Below are 22,115 nucleotides of genomic sequence, written 5' to 3'. Positions count from 1 at the left end.
TGGCAAGTCCCTTAAAGCCCATAACCTTCGTCATAGCCGCAGTAAGGGTGGTTTTCCCATGGTCTACATGCCCTATCGTGCCTACATTTGCATGAGGCTTTACCCTCTCGAACTTTGCCTTAGCCATAACCTATTCCTCCTATTCACCTTTCACTTTTGCTACGATTGCTTCTGATATTGCCTTTGGGACCGCCTCATAATGGGAAAACTGCATAGTATATGTAGCCCTGCCCTGCGTCTTAGACCTGAGGTCCGTGGCATAACCAAACATATCGTTAAGTGGCACAAGTGCTTTTATAACCTGTGCCGCGCCTCTTTTGTTTATTGTCTGTATCTTTCCCCTTCTTGAATTCAAATCTCCGATAACATCACCCATATAAAGCTCGGGTGTGACAACTTCAACACTCATAATCGGCTCAAGAAGGATTGGCTTTGCCTTTCTTACTGCTTCCTTAAAAGCTATCGAGCCTGCTATCTTAAAGGCAAGCTCGGATGAGTCAACCTCATGGTAAGAGCCATCATAAAGGGTTGCCTTCACATTGACAACCGGATAGCCTGCGAGTATGCCTGTGTCGAGGGCTTCTTTTATGCCCTTTTCAACAGCAGATATGTATTCCCTTGGAATTGCGCCACCTACTATTTTATTTACGAACTCAAATCCCTTTTCCTCCCCTAATGGCTCTATCTCTATAAAGACATGTCCATACTGGCCTCTGCCGCCTGTCTGCTTGATGAATCTTCCCTCTGCCTTTGAATGTCCTGCTATAGTCTCTTTATAGGCAACCTGTGGCTTGCCGATATTAGCGCTGACCTTAAATTCCCTTAAAAGCCTGTCCACTATTATCTCAAGATGTAGCTCTCCCATTCCCGATATAAGTGTCTGTGCGGTCTCCTCATTGACAGAGACCCTGAAAGATGGGTCCTCCTGTGCAAGCTTCGAAAGTGCCTGCGAGAGCTTTTCCTGGTCTGCCTTTGTCTTTGGCTCTATTGCAACCGAGATAACCGGTTCAGGGAACTCCATCGCCTCAAGAACAACAGGGCTTTTCTCGTCGCATAAGGTATCGCCTGTAAGAGTGCCCTTCAATCCTACTACTGCGGCAATATCTCCTGCCCTTACCTCTTTTAGCTCCTCCCGTTTATTTGCATGCATCTTAAGGAGTCTGCCAATACGCTCCCGTGTATCCTTTGATGAGTTATAAACATACGAGCCTGAATTAAGAATGCCTGAATATACCCTTAGATATGTAAGTTGTCCGACATACGGGTCTGATGTAACCTTAAATGCCAGCGAAGAAAAGGGCTCCTCATCAGATACCTTTCTCTGAATCCTCGTTCCGTTACCAGGCGTAGTGCCCTCCACTGGCGGTACATCAATCGGCGAGGGAAGATAATCCACTATGGCATCCAGAAGATGCTGAACACCCTTGTTCCTGAAGGCAGAGCCACAAAGCACAGGGGTAAGCTTCATCTGGATAGTGCCTTTCCTCAAGGCAGAGATTATCTCAGAGACCGTGACCTTATTGCCTGATATAAACTTCTCCATTATCGTTTCATCTATATCGGCAAGCTTCTCGAGCATCTTGTCACGGTATCTTTTAGCTATAGGTATCAAATCCGAAGGAATATCCTCTTCGAAATATTCGGCACCGAGGGAGTCATCCTTAAAATAAATCGCCCTTTCTCTTATAAGGTCAATCGGGCCTCTGAATTTATCTTCAGCGCCATTGGGTATCTGAACAGGCACAGGGTTTGCTCCGAGCCTTTCGACCATGCTTTCTACACTCATATAGAAATCCGCACCTACCCTATCCATCTTGTTCATAAAAGCAATCCTCGGTACACCATACTTATCTGCCTGCCTCCATACAGTCTCTGATTGTGGCTCAACTCCCGAGACCACATCAAACACAGCAATTGCACCATCGAGCACCCTTAATGACCTCTCAACCTCTATAGTAAAGTCAACATGACCAGGCGTGTCTATTATGTTTATCTTATGGTCTTTCCAGTAGCATGTCGTTGCCGCCGCAGTTATGGTTATGCCTCTTTCCTGCTCCTGAGGCATCCAGTCCATTACGGCAGTGCCTTCATGCACCTCTCCTATCTTGTAAGTGACTCCCGTATAGTAAAGTACCCTCTCTGTCGTCGTTGTCTTTCCAGCATCTATGTGAGCCATGATGCCGATATTTCTTGTATTCTCTAATGGAAATCTTGCCAATTGATTTAATTCCTCTTACCATCTGTAATGTGCGAATGCCTTGTTAGCATCGGCCATTCTATGGGTGTCTTCTTTTTTCTTTATAGAAGCCCCTGTGTTGTTAAGTGCATCCAGAAGCTCTCCTGCGAGCTTCTCGGACATTGTCTTTTCAGCCCTTGCCCTTGCGTAACTTATAATCCATCTAAATGCAAGCGATGTGCGCCTCTGGGGTCTTATCTCTACAGGCACCTGATATGTAGCACCGCCAACCCTTCTGGGCTTAACCTCTATCGCAGGCTTAATATTATCCACAGCAGTCTTAAAAACCTTAAGCGGGTCATCGCCTGCCTTTTTCTTCATAATCTCAAATGCGTCATAGAATATTTTTTCTGCCACAGCCTTTTTGCCGTCCTCGAGCATCATGTTTATGAACCTGCTAACGAGCTTACTGCCGTATTTTGGGTCAGGCAATGTTTCTCTTTTTACAACAACCTTTCTTCTCATCTTACCTACTTGGGCCTCTTTGCCCCATATTTGGACCTTCCTCTTTTTCTATCGGTCACGCCTGCTGAATCCAGTGTTCCTCTTATAATATGGTATCTCACTCCGGGCAGGTCTTTAACCCTGCCTCCTCTCATCATAACCACAGAGTGCTCCTGAAGGTTATGCCCTACACCCGGAATATATGCAGTGACTTCCATGCTGTTTGTGAGCCTGAGCCTTGCAACCTTTCTCAAGGCAGAATTCGGCTTCTTTGGAGTTGTCGTATAGACCCTTATGCATACACCCCTTTTCTGAGGACAGTTCGCCAGGGCAGGACTCTTCGTCTTCCTCTCGAGGCTCTTTCTGCCATGTCTTACAAGCTGTGCTACTGTAGGCACAATACCTCCATAACAAACATTTAAATCAGTAATTTACTTAAGGTGAAACTTAACTCTACCAAAGATTGAATTTTTTGTCAACCCCAATGTGCCCTGAGATAACATCTGAGGTCTCAAGGAGATGTGGATTCAGATGTCTTTTAACTTTTAATTAACTGCCCTGAAATAATTCACCTTGTAGCTTCCTCAGAATTGCGTTTTGTATCTTCTGGCTTTTGATAGAGGAGATGTGGTCATTGATTATCTGGTCTATCCGCTCTTTAAGGGCTTTAAGCTCAGGAAGGATTTTTGAAAGATAAGATTCATCTTTAGGGACTTTTACCTCCTCAAGCCCTGATTCAAGCCATATTTTAAGATATTCCGCTTCTGCCTCACTTTCACACTCTATAAGGTCTTTACCTGATGAAAGACGCCAGCCCCAAAGCCCATTTTTGATTTGAATCTCCTTTTGGGGGTGAAAGAGTCTAACTGTTTTTAGAGCTTTCTGATTAAGGATATTTTCTCTGTAAAAATGACCAAGTAGTTTATCTCCAAGCCTTTCCTTTATTATCCTTGTTAAAAGCTCAACATCAATACCTTCTTTTGTCTTATTTCTATTGTCAACACTCTTTGCTTTTTCAATCCTTGACCTCACGAGGTCAACAACTGCACGATAAACCTCAAGCTGTTCATCGTCTGTTAAGCCTAAAATATCACCCATGATGATTTTATCAAGTTCACGACGGGCTGGTTTAACCTTGGCAAGGGAGACTTCATCAGGATTATTGGCATCTAAATCTTCAAATATTGATGTTATCTTAGAAGAGGGATATTTTTTTGCAAGTTTTATTAGCTTTTGTTTTGCCTCTTTTAAAAATTCTTTGGGGATTGGCAATTTCTCTATATCTATACCTTCTGTTTTAAGTGCACCCTCACCTAAGTTTACACGCCCACCAAACTCCTTGAAAAGCATACTTACAGTTGAAAGTAGAAAGCATAAAACTGCAAGTGTATCTCGTTTTCTCTTGGGTCTTATCTCAAATAGATTATGGTCTACCTGAACTCCATATTTATTAGAAATTACCATTTGTCTATCATGATGTATCATCGGGTGAAGTATCGGCCATGGCTCACGGTATTCAATCTCATACCATCTACTGCGTGATGAGCAAGTTGACCTATTATGAAAACCCTTTCTTTCTCCATGCCTTATAAAAGAAAGAACCTTTTTGTTTTTGAGTTTTGTCTTATCTTTGTTTATAAATAAAACAACATTGGATAAAACATTAGGATTTATGACTACAGTCTTTGCCTCCCTCGGGCTGACAACCACCTTATTAGGCATCCATCTGTCTTTTTCGTCTTTGTGCATCCAGAACTCTTTCTCAATTCCCCTCTCTTTTATTTCTTCTTCTGTTAAGTAGAAAAATTCATTAGCGCCTGTGGTAAACCCTCTTCTAACATCAACTATTTTCTTTAATGGCACGAGCTTATCCTTACCCATCTCAAGAATCTTAAAGAATATCTCCGGCGCCCTCAGATATTTCCCCCATTTTGAGCCTGTGTATTTGTTCTCTTCTGCATCAAATCCTTCTTCCCATAACACGCTCTGCTTTTTTGGATAAATCCTGAGTTCATCGTTCTGATAGAAGTCATTGTGATAAAGTATTGTCTTTTTCAGGTTTTCAGTGGCATCAAGTCTTTGCTTTTGTTTCTCCCACATATCCTGTGCAGGAGGGATAAAATGCCTTAAGGGTTTTTTGAGATAAACAAACCTCACAAGATTTTCATCCCTTTCTTTTAAGTCTTTACATTTTTCAAGAATAATAATGCAGGTATTAATGTCTGCATCTTCAAACCACCTTTCAACCTTAGATGAGATTATCGCAGTGATTTTGTAGTTTTTTAAGAATAGCTCTTGAAGCCCCTTGCCATAGTCTGTATCAAGCCATGAATCTGAGACAATAAAGCCAAACCTGCCACCTTCTTTTAGAAACTTTGTCCCATGCACAAAGAAATAGGCATGTATTCCCGCTCTCTTTGATATGTCCGCAAGTTTACGTCTTGCATAATAAAGGGCTTTCTTGATGAGTGCCTCTTTATAGCTTTCTTCCCCTGTAATTTCAGTTATCTCTTCCTGTCTGGTATATGGTGGATTCCCAACAACACAGTCAAACCATCTTGGATATGTTATTTCTTTTTGTTCACGGCCAAGTGCATGCGCCCTTATCCTCCTAAATCTTTCAGTAATCTGCATTCCTCCTACAGGAGCAACAGGAAGATTAAAGAAATCCTCATGAGCAATATTCGGATAATTTTTGTCAACCTTAAGGTCATTTATTGCAAGATTTATTGTTGCAAGGTGCGCAGGGAATTTTGCAATGTCAATACCCCAGAGGTCTTCAAGAACTTCCTGATGCGTAAGTCTGCTATTTAGTAGCTGTTTGTGCTTATATGCTCTGACAAGGAATGTGCCTGCACCACATGATGGGTCTATAACCTTGTCGTCTTCATGTCTAATGCAAAATTTTAAAATCAGGTCAACAACATCAGGGCTTGTAAAATACTGCCCTAAGTTATGCCGTTCTTCATGGGGGATAAGCCTTTCAAATATCCTGCCGATAATATCATAGCCGAGTTTGGAGAAGTCATGCTCACCTATTATTTTTATGAGACTTTTTATTTCCTCAACGACTTCTTTTTGGTCAGGGAATGCTATCTGGTCAATAAAATCCGTATCATATATAGTCTCATAATCAATATTCTCTGTTATATAACTGAAATAACCTTGTAACTGCTTCTGGATCTGTCCGCCAGCAGTCAGGTCATCGGGAATAACCAAAGATGAAAGGCGTGGTTGCTTTGCCTTTAGAGTCTGATAAAAGAGAATTTTGTTTATAAGCAGATAAGCTGATTGTCTTGCAGCCTTCTCAAAATCCACATCTTGCCCTGCAAAGCTCCATTGCTGTTCAGAAAACCAGTTACTAAGTTTTTTTGCAAAAGCAGGGTCTTTGTGGAATTTGTCTCTTATAATGTTTTTATAAAAGCGTGAGAGACGGTCATTCTTCCCACGAAGCTTTTGGATCAATAACTCATCAACAGGCAAAAGGGGCTCGGGTTTCCTGCCTGTATAAACCTCTACAAGGTCAGAAAGAAATCTCTCAATCCCCTTAACAATGGCAGTCTTGAAGCGTGGCTCATCTATAGTATTAAGGTCTTCTATAACTGAGAGGTCATAAATCCCTGCTATCTGTGTGGTTTCATCAGCCATCCTGTTGACCTCTTCTGTCTTATACCAGATAAGCTTTTTGAAGTTGGATGTTACAAAGTATCTGGCTTTTCTCCTGTTGGCTTTTTCCCATGCTGGCTCTTTAAGCTCTTTATAATCGTATGGGTCAAAATAAGGCTGTTTAAATTCAGCAACTAAAAGGGTGTCTGTGCTCTGAGGACTTTTATAAAGAACAAAATCAGGGTATTTAGCATCAGCCCCCTTTGTTTCTACCTCTGCCCTACCGAGGGGTAAGGACTTTTCTTCAATTGTCCTGTTAATCCATTCTGCAATTTTGGCAACGCAAGTCCTTTCAGTCTTGGAACTTGCCATATCAAATGGCGAAGAAAGTTTTATTGGCTTCCTTTTAATCTTTGACATCTTCTTTTTCTTTTAACACCTGACTTACAATCCTTTTTGCAATTTCAAAAGCAGACGCAACCCTGATGATTTTAACATCTCCGATTCCTTTAATCTCAAGGAATTTCTCAAGAGGCTGGTTTGCCATGCCTTTAAATGAACCAAATTTATTGAGAATCTCATTGGCTATATCCTCTGCTGATTTACCTTTTGTGCCTGTAGAAAGAAGAATTGCCAAAAGCTCTGCATCAGTTAAAGAGTCTGCCCCAAGCTCTCTTAGCTTTCCACCCGGATGAGTCCATGTCTTCATAAACCACCCTCCTTCACCCTAAATAATATTTCTTTTCAACTGGCTATTGCAAGGGGAGACAGTAGTGATAATTGCCTTGTGCCCAATGTGCCTAAAAAAACTTCTTGACCTGAGATTAAAAAATGTTTATAAAAGTATAACGACCATGAAAGGGAAAAAGCCTAAAGACATTAAAAAGACGAAGGTTCTTGTCATACATGGGCCTAATCTCAACCTCTTAGGGAAAAGAGAGCCAGACATCTATGGCAGGATTACGCTAAAGGAGATAAACAGAAGAATCAATGCCCTCGCAAAGGAACTCGGGCTAAATGTCCTTATTGCCCAGTCAAACAGCGAATCCGAGATTATAAGCCATATACAGGACAAAGACTATGACATCCTTATAATAAACCCCGCGGCATTCACCCATACGAGCATTGCCATAAGGGATGCAATCTCATCGGTTGGAAAGCCATCCATAGAGGTTCACCTCTCGAATATCCTGAGAAGGGAGGACTTCAGAAGGAAGTCCTTTATTGCAGAGGTCTCGTTAGGCCAGATAAGCGGATTTGGGCCGAATAGCTATCTCCTTGCCCTCAGGGCCGCAAAAGACTACCTGACTTAGGTCGAAGAAATGCCCGAGCCCTATGAAAACCGCCTTGACAGGTTAAGGCATTCGCTGAAAGGACTTGACAGTCTCATAATCACGAACATTAATAATGTGCGGTATCTTACTGGTTTTACAGGCTCCTCTGGTATCGCATTCGTTACAAAAACTCATAGAGCCTTTATAACCGATTTCAGATATAAACTACAGGCTGAAAAAGAGGTCAAGGGGTGGGACATCCTAATCGCAAAAGACAGGATGACTACACTGAGACAGATTATAAAAAAGCTAAAGCTAAAGTCTCTAAGGTTTGAGGCATCTGTTTCATATGAGTTCTTTGAGAGGCTTAAGACTGCTGGATTAAGGCTCAAGCCAATGAGGGCAGGAGTGGAAAGGCTAAGGGCTCAAAAGGATTCCTCTGAGGTTATATCCATAAAAGAGGCTGTAAGAAGGGCAGAGCAAGCATTCCTTGAGGTAATGCCTTATATAAAGGCAGGGGTCAGGGAAAAGGAGATTGCTCTTAAGCTTGAAGAAAGGCTTAAAAAAAACGGCTGTAACCGAATTCCATTTGATATAATAGTTGCATCTGGCGAAAACTCATCGATGCCTCATGCAAAAGTAACTGAAAGAAAGCTCAAAGCCGGAGACCTCGTTATAATAGATTGGGGTGGGGAGTCTCATGGATACTATTCCGATATGACAAGGACACTACTCATACGGGGTGCTAACATTGGAGAAAAGATCGAGATTTACAATCTTGTGCTCGAGGCAAATAGAAAAGGTATCTCTACGGTCTCCGATGGCATTCAGGCAAGTGTGATTGACAATACTGTAAGAGATGTTATAAAAAAGGCTGGTTATGGAAGCTCATTCGGACATGGTCTTGGTCATGGAGTTGGACTTGAGGTCCATGAGATGCCACATATAACAGGCAGGGCAAGGGGAAGAATCAGAGAGGGCATGGTTTTTACGGTAGAGCCCGGCATATATGTATCTGGCATCGGAGGGGTAAGGCTCGAGGATATGGTTTTAGTTAAAAAGACAAATGCCGAGGTCTTGACAACTCTAACTAAAGAGTTAAAAATTATAGGTTGACTAATTTAATCATGGAGAACGATATTGATTTCTACTTCGGACTTTAGAAGGGGCTTAAAAATACAGCATAAAGCCGAGCCTTATGAGATAGTGGACTTTCAGCATGTAAAGATGGGAAGAGGAGGCGCTATCGTAAGAACAAAGCTAAAGAGCCTCGTCTCAGGCTCGGTCTTAGAGGAGACATTCAGGTCTGGAGAGAAGTTTGAGACGCCTTCTTTAGAGGAAAAAAAAATGCAGTACCTTTACAAAGAGGATAAGGTATATTATTTTATGGATGTAGAGACATACGAGCAGGTCTTACTCTCAGAGGAACTGCTCAAGGAGGCAAGAAAATATCTTAAGGAAAACACTGTAGTCAGCATCCTCTACTTTAAGGAGGCACCAATTGCAGTAGAAATGCCAACATTCGTTGAGCTTTCTATCAAAGAGACAGAGCCTGCATTCAGAGGGGATACGGCAGTAGCAGGCTCAAAACCAGCTACGCTTGAGACAGGCGCAGTGGTAAAGGTGCCTTTTCACATAAACGAGGGAGATATCATAAAGGTTGACACAAGGACAGGACAATATATAGAAAGGGTGAGATAATGGAACTCGATGAACTCAAAAAAATAATAGAGCTTCTCAGAGATACAGACATCACTGACCTGCAGATAGAGAAGGAAAACACAAAGGTAAGGATAAAAAGAGAGAGGATGATGACATCTATCGAGATAAAGAAGCCTCCACAGATAGGGCTCCCTTCAGTAAAGGAGATAGAGGCAGAGACACAGCGACTCATTACGATAACCGCACCTTTGGTAGGGACATTTTACAAGTCTCCTTCGCCTGATTCCCCGCCTTTTGTAGAGGCAGGCTCGAAGGTCAAAAAAGGACAGGTAATTTGCATAATAGAGGCAATGAAACTAATGAATGAGATAGAGTGCGACACAGACGGCATACTTGTCAGAGCACTTGTCGAAAATGCCCAGCCAGTGGAATACGGAGAGCCTTTGTATCTCATCGAGCCGGTTTAGGGTGAAGCTATAGATGAAACTTTTCAATAAAATCCTTATTGCAAACAGAGGCGAGATTGCCGTGAGAATCATCAGGGCGTGCAAAGAATTAGACATAAAGACGGTCTCCGTTTACTCTGATATAGAAAAGGACACCATGCATGTCCGTCTTTCGGATGAGTCCATATGCATAGGGCCTGCAACACCACTTCAGAGCTACCTCAACATACCTGCAATTCTCACAGCCGCAGAGATTACAGACACCCAGGCAATACATCCGGGCTATGGTTTTCTATCCGAGAACCCGCATTTTGCAGAGACATGTATAAGCTCAGGCATTGTCTTTATTGGTCCGACCCCTGAGAACATCAGGCTCGGAGGCGATAAGGCAAAGGCAAGACAGATAATGAGAAGAAGGGGTATCCCTATCGTCCCTGGAAGTGACGGACCGGTTCAATCCGTTGAGATGGCTTTGAAGGTGTCAAAGAAGATAGGGTTCCCCGTTATCCTTAAGGCATCTCAGGGAGGCGGCGGAAGAGGCATGAAGGTAGTCTCTGAGGAGGAAGGCATCGAGCAGGCATTTTACATGGCACAAAGAGAGGCACTCACTGCATTTGGAAACAATGAGCTTTATGTCGAAAAATATATTCCTGAGCCGAGACATATAGAGGTTCAGGTTATGGCTGACTCAAAAGGCAATATCATTCATCTCGGAGAAAGGGACTGCTCTATTCAGAGAAGGCATCAGAAGCTCATAGAGGAATCTCCATCGCCTTTTTCCACAGATAAGTTCAGAAAGAAATTATGCGAGCTTGGTGTAAAAGCCGCAAGGGCACTAAGATACAGAAACCTGGGTACGGTAGAGTTTATAGTTGACCCTGAAGGAAATATCTATTTTATGGAGATGAACACCCGTATTCAGGTAGAGCATCCTGTGACAGAGGCTGTAACAGGCATCGACCTGATTAAAGAGCAGATAAGACTTGCCGCAGGGTTCCCGCTCATTTATAAACAAAGTCAGATAAAACCAAAGGGACATGCCATAGAGTGTAGGATTAATGCCGAGGACCCAGAAAAGTTCATCCCCTCACCAGGAAAGATAACATTCTTTTACCCTCCAGGGGGCCCCGGGGTAAGGGTGGATACTGCATCCTTCAGTGGTGCTGTTGTGCCATCCGAGTATGACTCACTCGTTGCAAAGCTCATTGTCCATGGAGGAGACAGGCAAGAGGCACTGTCAAAGGCAAAAAGGGCATTGGATGAGTTCATAATAGAAGGCATAAAGACCACAATACCATTTCATAAAAAGGTTTTAAGCTCAACCGATTTCATAAACGGAAATTTCACCACTACATTCGTTGACAAACTGAATGGCAGGGAAAAGACCGTTGAAACCGCCCCCTTAGAGTAGGATGTTCCTTACAGGCATTTGTTTTATCACAGAGACCTCTTCATCGCCTCTTTCTTCAGCTGAAATGACCCTCATGGCACTAAGGGCAGGGGTCAGATGGGTTCAGTACAGAGAAAAACAAAAAAACAGGCATCTGCTTTACTACGAGGCATTAAACCTGAGAAGGCTCACAAGAGACTTCCGTGCAAAACTTATTGTAAATGATTATGTAGATATAGCACTCGCAGTTAATGCAGATGGGGTTCACTTAGGTCAGGAAGACCTGCCCATTGCCGAGGCAAGAAGGATTCTTGGCAAAGATAAGATAATAGGCGTCTCAACCCATAGCATTAAAGAGGCACTAAGGGCTGAAAAACAGGGAGCTGACTATATCGGCTTTGGACCCATATTTCATACAACAACAAAAGATGCAGGACCCCCTAAGGGTTTAGCTATGCTCAGGAGGATTAAATCAGCAGTGAATATCCCTGTTGTTGCAATCGGAGGAATTAATATAGAAAACCTTCCCTCCGTTCTTGAGACAGGTGTGGATGCAGTTGCAGTGGCATCTGCAATACTTAAGGGCGATATAAAGAAAAATGCAAGAGGGTTTTTAAAAATTATCCAAAAACATGGCGTAAGGGTGTAAAATACCCTATGGAAGAAAGAAAAAAACGCAGGGTAATCTTTCAGAAGGATGTCATAATTAATGGTGCTATAAAAGGATACGCCCTCGATATAAGCGAAGCCGGCATGTATATCCATAGCCTTGCTGATTTTGTGCCTGGGGCGGTTGTCGACCTTGACTTTGACATAAGTGGAAAACGCATAAATGTTAAGTCTGGAATACAGCATATAGAGTCCGGTATAGGCATAGGAGTCAAATTCCTGAACCTGAATAAGTTTCCAGAAAACATTATGCTGATAAAGGCTTTGATTTATACCAAGACCAAAGCACCTTTGGAGCACTCAAAAAAAGTCCTTGTAGCAGATGCCAACAGCCAGACAAAAGAGATATACAAAAACCGTCTCCTTCAGGACGGCTTTTTGGTGCATGAGGCTGAAAACGGGTTACAGGCATTCAGAACCCTTCAGCAGATAAGACCCGATATTGTAGTCCTTGACCCTCACCTCGATAAGGTCGATGGCTTCAAGCTCATGCAGATTATGAGGGCAAACCCGGAGCTCAAACGCATACCAGTTGTGATTGTCTCATCCCGAATCCTCCCTGAGGAGATAGATAAGGCAGTTTCATTAGGTGCAAAAGAATACCTCATCAAGAGCACCACAACCCCTATAAAGCTTTCCGAGACAATCAAGAGGATTCTGAAAGAGGTAAAATAAAGCCTCATTTAATCTTTCCCTTAAAGGGGATTTATTAAAAGGCAATATACTCGATTACTCCATAAGCGGTGTTGGGGCTCTCATCGAGGGTAATTCCAAAATCTCCGAGGGCTAAGGGGAATTTTGAAAAGGTACTCAGAAGCCAGCCTGAAAACCAAAGGGCAAAGGAAGGAATGGAAAGGCTATCAGCATCCTGATTCCATACAACAAACTTAATGCAACTAATACTACATATCAGGCGAGATGTCAAACTTTAATTTTAGGCTTATCAAGCCAATTTAGAAATGTCCTATTTGGTTAATAAGGACATTATTATTTTGGCAAGACAGAGGAATTTTTGAGATTCTGAGATAAATTCAGAATGACAAGGGAAGATGAGATTCTTCGCTGTGCTCAGAATGATAGGCTGAGATTGCTTCGTCGTCCCGACTGATTCGGGACTCCTCGCAATGACAAAATGGGCGGGTCGCAATGACAAGGAAGAGGATGGATTCCTGACAAGCAGGAATGACACCTTTGGGGTCGGAATGACAGTTAATTGAGATTCTGAAATGAATCCCGAATGACAGACCCCTGTTTTATCCCCTCCCTCGAGGGGAGGGGTTTGGGGAGGGTGAACAGAAAAGTCCAATGACCCCTCACCCTCGCCCTCTCCCGCAAGGGGAGAGGGAAAAGAAAACCATAGTTCATTTTTTACTTGACAAAAGGGTTTTGGTAGTGTTATTATTTTAACTATGGTTTACAGAAGGGTAATATGGAAAAGGATTACACATCTACCCCTCTTAATAGAAAAGAGTAAAGCAAAAGTAAAGGAAAAGTAAACAAGTAAACATGGGAATCATTTAAAATCAATAACTTAGGAGATACCCCCCCCTCCCCAGTAAACTAAAGCAAAGGGATGATGAAGAGCAGGAAAGGTTCAAGGCTGATGCTATAGATGACAAAAAAGGAGATGGCAACGATTTCAGAAGATTTTACACAGAAGATTTTACACTACCCAACCTATAAAGGAGCTTGACTTTAACGGACAGAAGATTTTATAGTAACAAGTTATGGGAACATATACTACTTATCGGCCTCATAAGATAAAAAGGAAAAGGACTCATGGTTTCCTCGAGAGGATGAGCACACAGGGCGGAAGAAAGACTCTAAACAGAAGAAGGGCAAAGGGCCGAAAAAAGCTTGCAGTCTAAACCAAAATCTCCTTAATCCTATGAGAGAAATTATAAAAAAGGCACTGCTTTATGCCATTGCCTTATACAGGATGGTATTATCTCCAATTCTGCCTGCAGGGTGCAGGTTCACTCCGACATGTTCGGCATACTCAAAGGAGGCAATCGAAAAATACGGAGCCCTAAAAGGCATCCTCTTAAGCATAAAGCGGATTCTTAAGTGCCATCCGTTTCACTCAGGCGGATATGACCCGATAAAATAGATATGGAAAAAAGAACACTCCTCGCAATTGTGCTTTCCATCACGGTCCTGATTCTTTATCAGGTCATTTTCGTTGGAAAGCCTGTTCCGCCTCCTTCAGAAAGACCACCTGCTCCAAAGGAGGAGCCTATTAAGGTAATTATGCCCATCGAGCCCACCGAGGGAAAGCCAACACCTCAACTACCTGAAAGCACAGTGAAGGTCCAGACAGAGCTATATACAGCAGTCTTTACAACGAGAGGTGGAACCCTTAAGTCTCTTCAACTCAGACACTATAAAGACAAAGATGGACTGAGCATCAGCCTTCTTAAAGACATCGGTGTGTATCCAGCATTGGGCATTGGCTCAAAAAACGATTTCTCCATTTCAAAGGAAAACTTTGCTCTCATTGGAAATGACCTGACATTAAGCGGAGAGAAAAAAACAGGCTCGATTGTCTTTGAGTATGCCAGCCCAAAATACTCTATAAGGAGGACATACACTTTTTATAGCGACTCTTACAGGTTCGACCTCAAAGACGAACTCAAGGGCATCCCTGAATACGAGATAACTCTCGGCACCGACTTTGGGGTCTCATCTAAGAAAGATGCAACTGCCCACATAGGCCCTGTGCTCCTTACGGATTCAGACAGAGTAGAGCTGACCGTAAAGAAACTGAAAGAGCCAAAGACCTACAAAGGAAAACTCCGGTGGATAGCTCAGGAGGATAAATACTTCTTTGCATCGCTTGTTCCCCTTCAAGGAATGAATGAGGCAAAGGCATGGGAGCATCAGGGCTCAGCGGCAATCTCCTTGAAAGGCGATTCGGAGCTAAATAGCTATATCGTTTATGCAGGAGCAAAGGATCACGAAAAACTGAAGGCACTCGGTATTGGACTTGAGCATATAATAGATTTTGGTTTTTTCTCCATAATCGCAAGGCCTCTTTTCTGGCTTCTAAAGTTTCTGAATAAATTCGTAGGAAACTATGGATGGGCAATTGTGCTCCTTACGATTATCGTGAGGATTCCCTTTATACCTATTGTGAACAAAGGGCAGAAGGCTATGAAGAAGCTTCAGGAGATTCAGCCTAAAATGGCAGAGATAAGGGAAAAATACAAAAAAGACCCAAAAAGGATGCAGACAGAGCTATCGGAGCTTTATAAAAAATACAAGGTAAACCCCATGGGCGGATGCCTTCCCATGCTCTTACAAATACCTGTGTTTTTTGCCCTTTATAAGATTCTTTCCGTTGCAATCGAGCTAAGGGGAGCACCCTTTATGCTCTGGGTCACAGACCTGTCTTTAAAAGACCCTTACTACATCATGCCAATCGTAATGGGCGCCACCATGGTCATACAGCAGAAGCTCACACCCTCAGGAGGAGACCCAAAACAGCAAAAGCTCATGATGTTTCTTCCTGTAATTTTCACATTCCTTTTCCTGAGTTTTGCCTCTGGGCTTGTGCTTTACTGGCTTGTAAACAATGTCCTTTCCATTGTCCAGCAGGTCTATATGAACAAGAAGGCTAAAGCCTCAGGCTCAGGCTAAGTTTTATAGCCTCGATCATACTCGATGGGTTTGCCACTGCTCGCCATGAAATATCATAAGCAGTTCCATGGTCAGGCGAGGTGCGAATAATAGGAAGCCCTACTGTAACATTTACGCCTTTTTCGAATGCATGGAGTTTGATTGGTATCAAGCCCTGGTCATGATACATTGCGAGGACAATGTCAAATTCTCCTCTTAGTGCCCTAAAAAACACTGTATCAGGCGGATATGGGCCACTGACATTTATTCCCTGTGCCTTTGCCTTGAGGATTGCAGGGCTGATATTCACCTCTTCTTCGTCTCCAAAAAGCCCTGCCTCGCCTGCATGCGGGTTAAGCCCTGCAACTCCGATATTTGGCTCTTCGATGTTAAGCATATGGCATGCCCTCTTTGCAAAAAGAATTGTCTTTAACACCCTGTCTTTGCTTAACATGTTAGGGACATTTCTTAAAGCTGTGTGGATAGTAGCAAGTATGACCCTGAGTGTACCGCCTATGAGCATCATCCTGAAGTCCTTTGTGTTTGTAAGCTCTGCAATCATCTCTGTATGCCCGTGCCATGAAAGACCTGCCATCTTAAGAGCAGACTTTGAGATAGGTGCTGTGACTATGGCATGAACATCTCTCTTAAGGGCAAGCTCAACTCCCTTTTTGATAAATGCAAACGATGCCCTGCCTCCTTCTTCTGTAGGCATGGATTTTTGAAATCCTTTACAGGGGATATCTATAAAATTTATAACACCATGAGTTGCCTCATCAGGGGAGACTATTGGATTTAGCTTCATGGGTATATTAAGAAGCCCTATCGTCTCTTTGAGGACTGCCTTATTGCCTATCACGATAGGTATAGTCTCAGCCTTTATTTCCTCGTCAATCAGGGCTTTAAGTGTAACCTCAGGCCCTATGCCTCCGGGCTCTCCAATTGTTATGGCAATTTTCTTTTTCATTAATATAATTTAACACAATATTTGCTTCTCTTTAAATCTCATTTGTCATTCCCCGACTTGTTCGGGGAATCCAGTCCCTCTCTTTAATCAATGTAGCCGCAGGCTTTAGCCTGCGATATGCCCTATCATACTGAGAAATTCCCTTGACAGAAAAAATCCGTCTGCATTTGCCCTATTTGTATATTTCATTTGTTCTGAAAATCTGTTATCCTTAATACCATGAAGCCTATCCGCTATGACCGCCACGCAAAAAGGAGGATGAAAGAGCGTGAGGTCACAGAAGAAGAGGCAGAGACAGTGATAAGAGACCATGAATATCTGGAGCAGAGCGTAAAAGGAAGGCAGAATGCCTTCAAATTTATGAGTGATAGATTTTTAAGGGTTACATTCAAAGAAGAATCCGATTCTGTTCTAGTTATAACGGTTGCAGTGAGAAAAAGACCATTTAGGAGGTAAGTTTATGAAAATAGAATACAGCAAGGATGTTGATGCCTTATATATAAGGCTCAGAGAGGCAAAGATTGCAGATTCAATGGATATAGAGGAAGGAGTAACAGTTGACCTTGATGAAAAAGGTCATATCGTTGGGATTGAAATCCTTGATGCCAGCGAGAAACTTGAACTTTCAGAGCTTGTTAATATCTCTATTGAAAATCTCCCTCTTGAAAAAGTAGCTACTCGATGAGGTAATCCAAGGGACTCTTGACTCAAAGAATCGCCTGCTTAAGATAATGGCAGGAGTCATTCTTTATAATTGGGATTTTCTGCTATACTAAAAGAAATTCATGTTAAAAAGGAGGTGATGGCTTTGGCAAAGGCAAATATTGTGACAATAGAACACCTTGAGGTCAAAAAAAGCGATATTGAGAAAGTCAAAAGGGTTTTCAGGGTAAAAGATGATAGAGATGCCATTAGAAGGGCTCTTGACATGGCAACCGGCAAAATAGAGCTTGAAGGCATCTTTGAAAAATACAGAGAGACAAAGATAAAAAAGGTCTATGCTTAAAAAGCTGATAGACACAAATATCTTCATTGACCGCTTTTCAAATCCTGCCTTGTTTAAAGACATTTTTCTTTCTGACGGCATTATATACCTGTCCTCTATTGTTTTAATGGAACTCAAGGGCAGGGTCGCATTCTAAAGAGTCTTTGAAGGCTGTAGCTGAGCTTATCGGGTTTTTCAAAAGGGTAGACAGGGTTGTTGTTCCTTCTGTAAGGGACTATGAAGAGGCAGGAGCAATCATTTCATTGCTACAGAGCAAAAAAGGCTATAACATAAGGAAATCCGCATCAATAACAGGAGATTGCCTTATTGCGGCTTCTGTTAGAAGTGCTGGCGCTGTCCTTTACACGCAGAACAGGAGAGACTTTCAGGCGATAAGGGATGTTTTTGAGTTCGAGGTTGTGTTTGTATAATTAAGTAATTAACTCCAACAGGCTGCCACCCTATCGCACTAAGCTCTTGACAGTAAAAAGATGCCTGCTTAAGATAATGGGGAAAGGAGAGAAAGGGATAATGTCAGGTCAAAGAAAGAGATGGATGCTGAAAAATAGAACCGTACCCTTTTACTTTTTCTCTTGAAACCGACGATGGATTTAATTTTAAAGAACGGCAAATTTATATAGTAGTTGGCTCACCTGAGAAAACCTACCCCCTTTACTAAATTTCACTTCTGCTCAGAGGCTCGCGATGAAGTCCTGTTGTGTAATTGATTGGGTTTAATGCTATAATCTTCATATGCTAAGGAAAACCCTTTTAGTTGCGCTAATTCTCTTTGCATTTAACAGCACAGTCGATGCCCTCAAAAATACTCCGATAAAGAAAGACGCTAAGGTCCCCGAAGAATCCATTCGGAGGCAAACTGTAATGGTCGTCACGATAGACGGTGTTATTAACCCTGTTTCTTCGGAGTTTATAACCAAGAGCATCAGAAAGGCAAATAAACAGGGGTTCGAGGCAATTATAATAGAGCTTGACACCCCTGGTGGGCTCGATGCCTCCATGAGAAGCATCATAAAAGAGATTCTTAGCAGTGAGGTGCCTGTTGTTGTTTATGTGTCTCCAAGAGGAGCAAGGGCAGCATCAGCAGGAACATTCATTACTATTTCAGCTCACATAGCGGCTATGTCTCCGCAGACGAGTATAGGTGCGGCACATCCTGTGGCAGTTGGTGAAAAAATGGATAAGACAATGGCTGAAAAAGTAACAAACGATTCAGTGGCTTATATAAAGACCCTTGCCCAGAAACGGGAAAGAAATGCAAGATGGGCAGAGGACGCTGTAAGAAGAAGCATAACTGCCACTGAGACAGAGGCATTAAGGGAAAATGTTATTGACCTTATTGCAAACAATATCTCAGAGCTTCTTTCTGCTATTGACGGAACAAAGGTGGAGACTGTCATAGGCATGAAGACCCTTATGACAAAGGATGCAGATGTGCTCAGGCAGGAGATGGGGCTCAGGCACAGGATCCTTAATCTCATAAGCGACCCTAATATTGCCTATATCCTTATGCTTTTAGGCTTCTATGGACTGTTCTTTGAGCTTACAAACCCGGGTGCGATATTTCCGGGCGTGCTCGGGGGCATATGCCTAATACTTGCATTCTATGCATTTCAGACACTGCCTGTTAATTATGCAGGGCTTCTCTTGATAATACTTGCCATTATACTGTTTATATTAGAGGTGAAAATCGTTTCCCATGGTGTTTTAACCATTGGCGGAGTAATCGCAATGGTGATAGGCTCAATCATGCTCTTTGAAGCAGGTGCTCCGTTTATCAAGCTCTCTTTATCGATAATACTGCCTGCTGTCCTTATAACAACACTGTTTTTTTCGCTGACCATTGGACTTGCATTTAAGGCACTTAGGAGAAAGCCAACCACTGGCTCCGAGGGTTTTGTAGGTCTGGAAGGCATTGTAAAAGAAGATGTCACAGAGGCAGGCGGCATGGTCATGGTGCGCGGGGAGCTGTGGTCTGCGTATTCGGATGAGCCTGTAGGGAAAGGACAAAAAGTAATAGTGGAATCTATCTCAGGACTTAAGGTAAAGGTTAAAAAACAACCCTAAAGGAGGTTTAAGATGCCAGTACCAGTAATAGGAACATCATTTATCGGTTTTCTCTTTGTAGTGTTTCTCGTTATGTATTTTCTTTCAGCGGCAATCAAGATTTTGAAGGAATACGAAAGGGGTGTTGTATTCAGATTAGGAAGAATCATCCCGGTTAAAGGTCCTGGGCTTGTCATCATATGGCCCATAATAGACAAGCTCGTGAAGGTCGGACTGAGAACCGTGACAATGGATGTGCCTGCTCAGGATGTTATTACTCAAGACAATATCTCTGTGAAGGTCAATGCAGTCGTTTATTTCAGACCAATGGATCCGATTAAGGCAATAACAGAGGTGGAGGACTTCTATTATGCGACAAGCCAGATAGCTCAGACAACCTTAAGAAGCATTCTTGGGCAGAGCACACTCGATGACCTTCTTACAAGAAGAGAGCATCTGAATGCAGAGCTTCAGAAGGTCATAGACTTTCAGACAGAGCCATGGGGAGTAAAGGTTAGTGTCGTTGAGGTCAAGAATGTTGACCTGCCTCCTGAGATGCTGAGGGCAATTGCAAAACAGGCAGAGGCTGAAAGGGAAAGAAGGGCAAAGATAATCCATGCAGAAGGTGAGTTTCAGGCATCTCAGAAGCTTGCAGATGCCGCAAAGATTATATCAGTCGAGCCAATGGCATTACAGTTAAGGTATCTCCAGACACTCGTTGAGGTTGCAGCTGAGAAAAACTCAACTACAATCTTTCCAATCCCAATAGACCTGATAAAACCATTTCTTCAGATGATGGAAAAGAAATAAATATGCAGAGGTTAAAGAAACCCTGGGCAGGAAGATTTAAGGAAAAGACAAGAGAGTCCGTGGAGTCCTTCACAGAATCCATATCCTTTGATAGAAGGCTTTCTCGGTATGACATCGAGGGCAGTATTGCCCATGCAAAGATGCTTGGGAAAACAGGCATTATCCCTATAGATGAGTCAAAAAGGATTATACAGGGGCTTAAGGACATCGGAGAGGAAATCAAGGCTGGAAGATTTAAATTCATGACAGAGCTCGAAGACATTCACATGAACATAGAGTCTGAACTTACAAGAAAGATAGGAACTGTAGGAGAAAAGCTCCACACAGGAAGAAGCAGAAACGACCAGATTGCATTGGACATGAGGCTTTATCTCAGGGCTGAGACAAAAAAGATAACAGCCCTTTTAAGGGGCTTTCAAAAGACCCTCCTTTTTATGGCTGAAACCCACATCACAACCATAATGCCCGGCTATACGCATCTTCAAAGGGCACAGCCGGTCCTGCTTTCCCATCATCTCCTTGCATATGTGGAGATGCTTAAGAGGGATATAGCGAGGCTTTCCGATTGCTTAAAGAGAATAAATATCCTTCCACTTGGCTCATGTGCCATGGCAGGCACAAGCCTTCCAATCGACAGGCAGTATACTGCAAGGCTCTTAGGATTTGAAAGGGTCTCTCAAAACAGTATAGATGCGGTCTCTGATAGGGATTTTTTAATCGAGTTTATCTTCTGCCTAAGCATAATCATGATGCATCTTTCGAGAATGGCTGAGGAGCTTACACTCTGGGCAGGCGAGGAGTTTTCATTTATAGAGCTTCCAGATGCCTTCTCAACAGGCTCAAGCATAATGCCTCAGAAGAAAAACCCGGATGTGCCTGAACTTATAAGAGGAAAAACAGGAAGGGTATTTGGTAGCCTCATAAGCCTTCTTACAATGATGAAGGGCATTCCCCTTTCATATAACCGAGATATGCAGGAAGACAAACCACCTGTCTTTGACTCCATAGACACTGTCAAGGCATCCCTCTTTGTGCTTAATGAGATGCTCCCTGAGATTAGATTTAATAGGGAGAGGATGCTAAAGGCAGTGACAAGGTCATACTCGACTGCCACTGACATGACAGAATACTTAGTAAGAAAAGGAATGCCTTTTAGAAAGGCACATGCAATAACCGGGAAACTCGTGCTTTATGCGATTAAAAAGGAAAAGAATCTCGATGAGCTTTCATTAGGGGAGATAAAAAGGTTTTCAGCCCTTATAGAAAAAGATATATATCCTGTGCTTACTCCCGAAGGCTCTATAAAGGCAAAGGTTTCAGAGGGCGGAACATCGCCAGTGGAGGTAAGAAGACAGATAAGAAGGCTAAGAAGGCAGATTAAAGCAGGAAGATAATGCTCCTACAGACTGGTGGGAACTGGGACTAAAATGCGTCAAAAAGACCTTGAAATTGCAAAAAGGCTAAAAGAAAGATTATCTGAGGCTGTCTACTTAATTGATTTCAGGGTCTTCGGCTCAAGGGCAAGAGGAGATGAGGACGAGTACTCTGATATGGATGTCTTCATTGAAGTTAAATCGCTTGATAGAGAGCTTAAAGAGAAGATTTTAGATATTGTATGGGAAGTTGGCTTTGAGCATTTTATTGTTATCTCACCACTTATTTTTACAAAAGATGAGATTGAAAACTCTCCATTAAAAGTATCACCAATTGTAAGGAATATCGTGGAAGAAGGAGTGGTGGTGTGACGGACAAAGAAAGTCTTTTTACATATCGGCTAAAACAGGCAGAGGAAACCCTCTCAGATGCTAAAAGAATGTTACAGGATAAACTCAGCCCAAGGTCTATTGTAAACAGGGCATACTATTCTATGTTTTATGCGGTTTTAGCTCCAGAGGACTTCCTTGAAGGCATTAAACGCCACTTAAATGTGATAAAATAAAAAAG

The 22,115-nt window shown here is 42.6% G+C and carries 27 protein-coding genes; 20 read left to right on the top strand and 7 right to left on the bottom strand.

Annotated elements, in window-relative coordinates:
• From tuf to HY805_08915, 6 genes are all read right to left on the bottom strand, one after another.
• Positions 1 to 127, bottom strand: a 127-nt coding sequence (gene tuf / locus HY805_08940) for an elongation factor Tu (GenBank protein ID MBI4824335.1), incomplete at its 3' end; no start/stop codon positions are given.
• Between the two features lie 12 nt (positions 128 to 139).
• Positions 140 to 2,218, bottom strand: coding sequence for an elongation factor G (gene fusA / locus HY805_08935; protein MBI4824334.1), 2,079 nt, complete (start codon positions 2,216 to 2,218; stop codon positions 140 to 142).
• Positions 2,219 to 2,233: 15 nt separating this feature from the next.
• The gene (rpsG, locus tag HY805_08930; GenBank protein MBI4824333.1) at positions 2,234 to 2,701 is read right to left on the bottom strand and encodes a 30S ribosomal protein S7; all 468 of its coding nucleotides are present in this window, start codon (positions 2,699 to 2,701) and stop codon (positions 2,234 to 2,236) included.
• A 5-nt stretch (positions 2,702 to 2,706) separates the two neighbouring features.
• On the bottom strand, positions 2,707 to 3,078 hold the full coding sequence (locus tag HY805_08925; GenBank protein ID MBI4824332.1) for a 30S ribosomal protein S12: 372 nt from the start codon (positions 3,076 to 3,078) through the stop codon (positions 2,707 to 2,709).
• Between the two features lie 151 nt (positions 3,079 to 3,229).
• Complete coding sequence (locus tag HY805_08920) at positions 3,230 to 6,706, bottom strand: SAM-dependent DNA methyltransferase (protein MBI4824331.1); 3,477 nt, start codon at positions 6,704 to 6,706, stop codon at positions 3,230 to 3,232.
• Positions 6,693 to 6,995: a hypothetical protein gene (locus HY805_08915; GenBank protein ID MBI4824330.1), complete on the bottom strand. Its 303-nt coding sequence runs from the start codon at positions 6,993 to 6,995 to the stop codon at positions 6,693 to 6,695. The genes HY805_08920 and HY805_08915 overlap by 14 nt, the downstream gene beginning before the upstream one ends.
• 145 nt (positions 6,996 to 7,140) lie before the next feature.
• Between HY805_08915 and aroQ the strand changes: the two genes are divergently transcribed.
• From aroQ to yidC, 10 genes are all read left to right on the top strand, one after another.
• On the top strand, positions 7,141 to 7,599 hold the full coding sequence (gene aroQ / locus HY805_08910) for a type II 3-dehydroquinate dehydratase (protein MBI4824329.1): 459 nt from the start codon (positions 7,141 to 7,143) through the stop codon (positions 7,597 to 7,599).
• Between the two features lie 9 nt (positions 7,600 to 7,608).
• Positions 7,609 to 8,676: an aminopeptidase P family protein gene (locus HY805_08905; GenBank protein MBI4824328.1), complete on the top strand. Its 1,068-nt coding sequence runs from the start codon at positions 7,609 to 7,611 to the stop codon at positions 8,674 to 8,676.
• 24 nt (positions 8,677 to 8,700) lie between these two features.
• On the top strand, positions 8,701 to 9,261 hold the full coding sequence (gene efp / locus HY805_08900; protein ID MBI4824327.1) for an elongation factor P: 561 nt from the start codon (positions 8,701 to 8,703) through the stop codon (positions 9,259 to 9,261).
• Positions 9,261 to 9,689 (top strand): acetyl-CoA carboxylase biotin carboxyl carrier protein, encoded by a 429-nt coding sequence (accB, locus tag HY805_08895; GenBank protein ID MBI4824326.1) that lies wholly within the window; start codon positions 9,261 to 9,263, stop codon positions 9,687 to 9,689. Before efp ends, accB begins: the two co-directional genes overlap by 1 nt.
• 13 nt (positions 9,690 to 9,702) lie before the next feature.
• Positions 9,703 to 11,079, top strand: coding sequence for an acetyl-CoA carboxylase biotin carboxylase subunit (gene accC, locus HY805_08890; protein MBI4824325.1), 1,377 nt, complete (start codon positions 9,703 to 9,705; stop codon positions 11,077 to 11,079).
• Between the two features lies 1 nt (position 11,080).
• Entirely contained in the window at positions 11,081 to 11,707 is a 627-nt protein-coding gene (gene thiE / locus HY805_08885; protein MBI4824324.1) for a thiamine phosphate synthase, read from the top strand.
• A gap of 8 nt (positions 11,708 to 11,715) precedes the next feature.
• A complete protein-coding gene (locus HY805_08880; protein ID MBI4824323.1) occupies positions 11,716 to 12,402 on the top strand; it encodes a response regulator in 687 nt (228 codons plus the stop codon).
• A 1,052-nt stretch (positions 12,403 to 13,454) separates the two neighbouring features.
• A complete protein-coding gene (gene rpmH / locus HY805_08875) occupies positions 13,455 to 13,595 on the top strand; it encodes a 50S ribosomal protein L34 (protein MBI4824322.1) in 141 nt (46 codons plus the stop codon).
• A gap of 20 nt (positions 13,596 to 13,615) precedes the next feature.
• Positions 13,616 to 13,837: a membrane protein insertion efficiency factor YidD gene (gene yidD, locus HY805_08870; protein ID MBI4824321.1), complete on the top strand. Its 222-nt coding sequence runs from the start codon at positions 13,616 to 13,618 to the stop codon at positions 13,835 to 13,837.
• A 2-nt stretch (positions 13,838 to 13,839) separates the two neighbouring features.
• Positions 13,840 to 15,366: a membrane protein insertase YidC gene (yidC, locus tag HY805_08865; protein MBI4824320.1), complete on the top strand. Its 1,527-nt coding sequence runs from the start codon at positions 13,840 to 13,842 to the stop codon at positions 15,364 to 15,366.
• Here the strand turns inward: yidC and pdxA are convergent.
• Positions 15,344 to 16,312, bottom strand: a complete 969-nt coding sequence (gene pdxA / locus HY805_08860; GenBank protein ID MBI4824319.1) for a 4-hydroxythreonine-4-phosphate dehydrogenase PdxA — start codon at positions 16,310 to 16,312, stop codon at positions 15,344 to 15,346. The two genes, yidC and pdxA, sit on opposite strands and share 23 nt — an antisense overlap.
• A 258-nt stretch (positions 16,313 to 16,570) precedes the next feature.
• On the opposite strand from pdxA, the gene HY805_08855 reads away from it, so the two are divergent.
• The 10 genes from HY805_08855 to HY805_08810 all read left to right on the top strand — a co-directional run bounded on the left by HY805_08855 (position 16,571) and on the right by HY805_08810 (position 22,110).
• A complete protein-coding gene (locus HY805_08855; protein MBI4824318.1) occupies positions 16,571 to 16,768 on the top strand; it encodes a hypothetical protein in 198 nt (65 codons plus the stop codon).
• 4 nt (positions 16,769 to 16,772) lie between these two features.
• Positions 16,773 to 16,997 (top strand): DUF2283 domain-containing protein, encoded by a 225-nt coding sequence (locus HY805_08850; GenBank protein ID MBI4824317.1) that lies wholly within the window; start codon positions 16,773 to 16,775, stop codon positions 16,995 to 16,997.
• A 123-nt stretch (positions 16,998 to 17,120) separates the two neighbouring features.
• Entirely contained in the window at positions 17,121 to 17,318 is a 198-nt protein-coding gene (locus HY805_08845) for a hypothetical protein (GenBank protein ID MBI4824316.1), read from the top strand.
• Positions 17,311 to 17,454, top strand: a complete 144-nt coding sequence (locus HY805_08840; protein ID MBI4824315.1) for a hypothetical protein — start codon at positions 17,311 to 17,313, stop codon at positions 17,452 to 17,454. Before HY805_08845 ends, HY805_08840 begins: the two co-directional genes overlap by 8 nt.
• Before the next feature lie 7 nt (positions 17,455 to 17,461).
• Complete coding sequence (locus tag HY805_08835) at positions 17,462 to 17,728, top strand: hypothetical protein (GenBank protein MBI4824314.1); 267 nt, start codon at positions 17,462 to 17,464, stop codon at positions 17,726 to 17,728.
• Positions 17,729 to 18,050: 322 nt separating this feature from the next.
• Complete coding sequence (locus HY805_08830) at positions 18,051 to 19,382, top strand: nodulation protein NfeD (GenBank protein ID MBI4824313.1); 1,332 nt, start codon at positions 18,051 to 18,053, stop codon at positions 19,380 to 19,382.
• Positions 19,383 to 19,394: 12 nt separating this feature from the next.
• Positions 19,395 to 20,171 carry a slipin family protein gene (locus HY805_08825; protein ID MBI4824312.1) on the top strand — a complete coding sequence of 259 codons (777 nt, stop codon included), beginning with the start codon at positions 19,395 to 19,397 and terminating at the stop codon, positions 20,169 to 20,171.
• Positions 20,172 to 20,173: 2 nt separating this feature from the next.
• Positions 20,174 to 21,565 (top strand): argininosuccinate lyase, encoded by a 1,392-nt coding sequence (gene argH / locus HY805_08820; protein MBI4824311.1) that lies wholly within the window; start codon positions 20,174 to 20,176, stop codon positions 21,563 to 21,565.
• Between the two features lie 33 nt (positions 21,566 to 21,598).
• Positions 21,599 to 21,916 (top strand): nucleotidyltransferase domain-containing protein, encoded by a 318-nt coding sequence (locus tag HY805_08815; protein ID MBI4824310.1) that lies wholly within the window; start codon positions 21,599 to 21,601, stop codon positions 21,914 to 21,916.
• Positions 21,913 to 22,110, top strand: coding sequence for a hypothetical protein (locus HY805_08810; protein ID MBI4824309.1), 198 nt, complete (start codon positions 21,913 to 21,915; stop codon positions 22,108 to 22,110). Before HY805_08815 ends, HY805_08810 begins: the two co-directional genes overlap by 4 nt.
• Positions 22,111 to 22,115: the final 5 nt, after the last annotated feature.

Source organism: Nitrospirota bacterium, assembly GCA_016207905.1.
Classification (GTDB): domain Bacteria; phylum Nitrospirota; class Thermodesulfovibrionia; order Thermodesulfovibrionales; family JdFR-86; genus JACQZC01.
The sequence above is the reverse complement of the archived record's forward strand: the minus strand, read 5'-3'. Positions and strand labels throughout refer to the sequence as shown.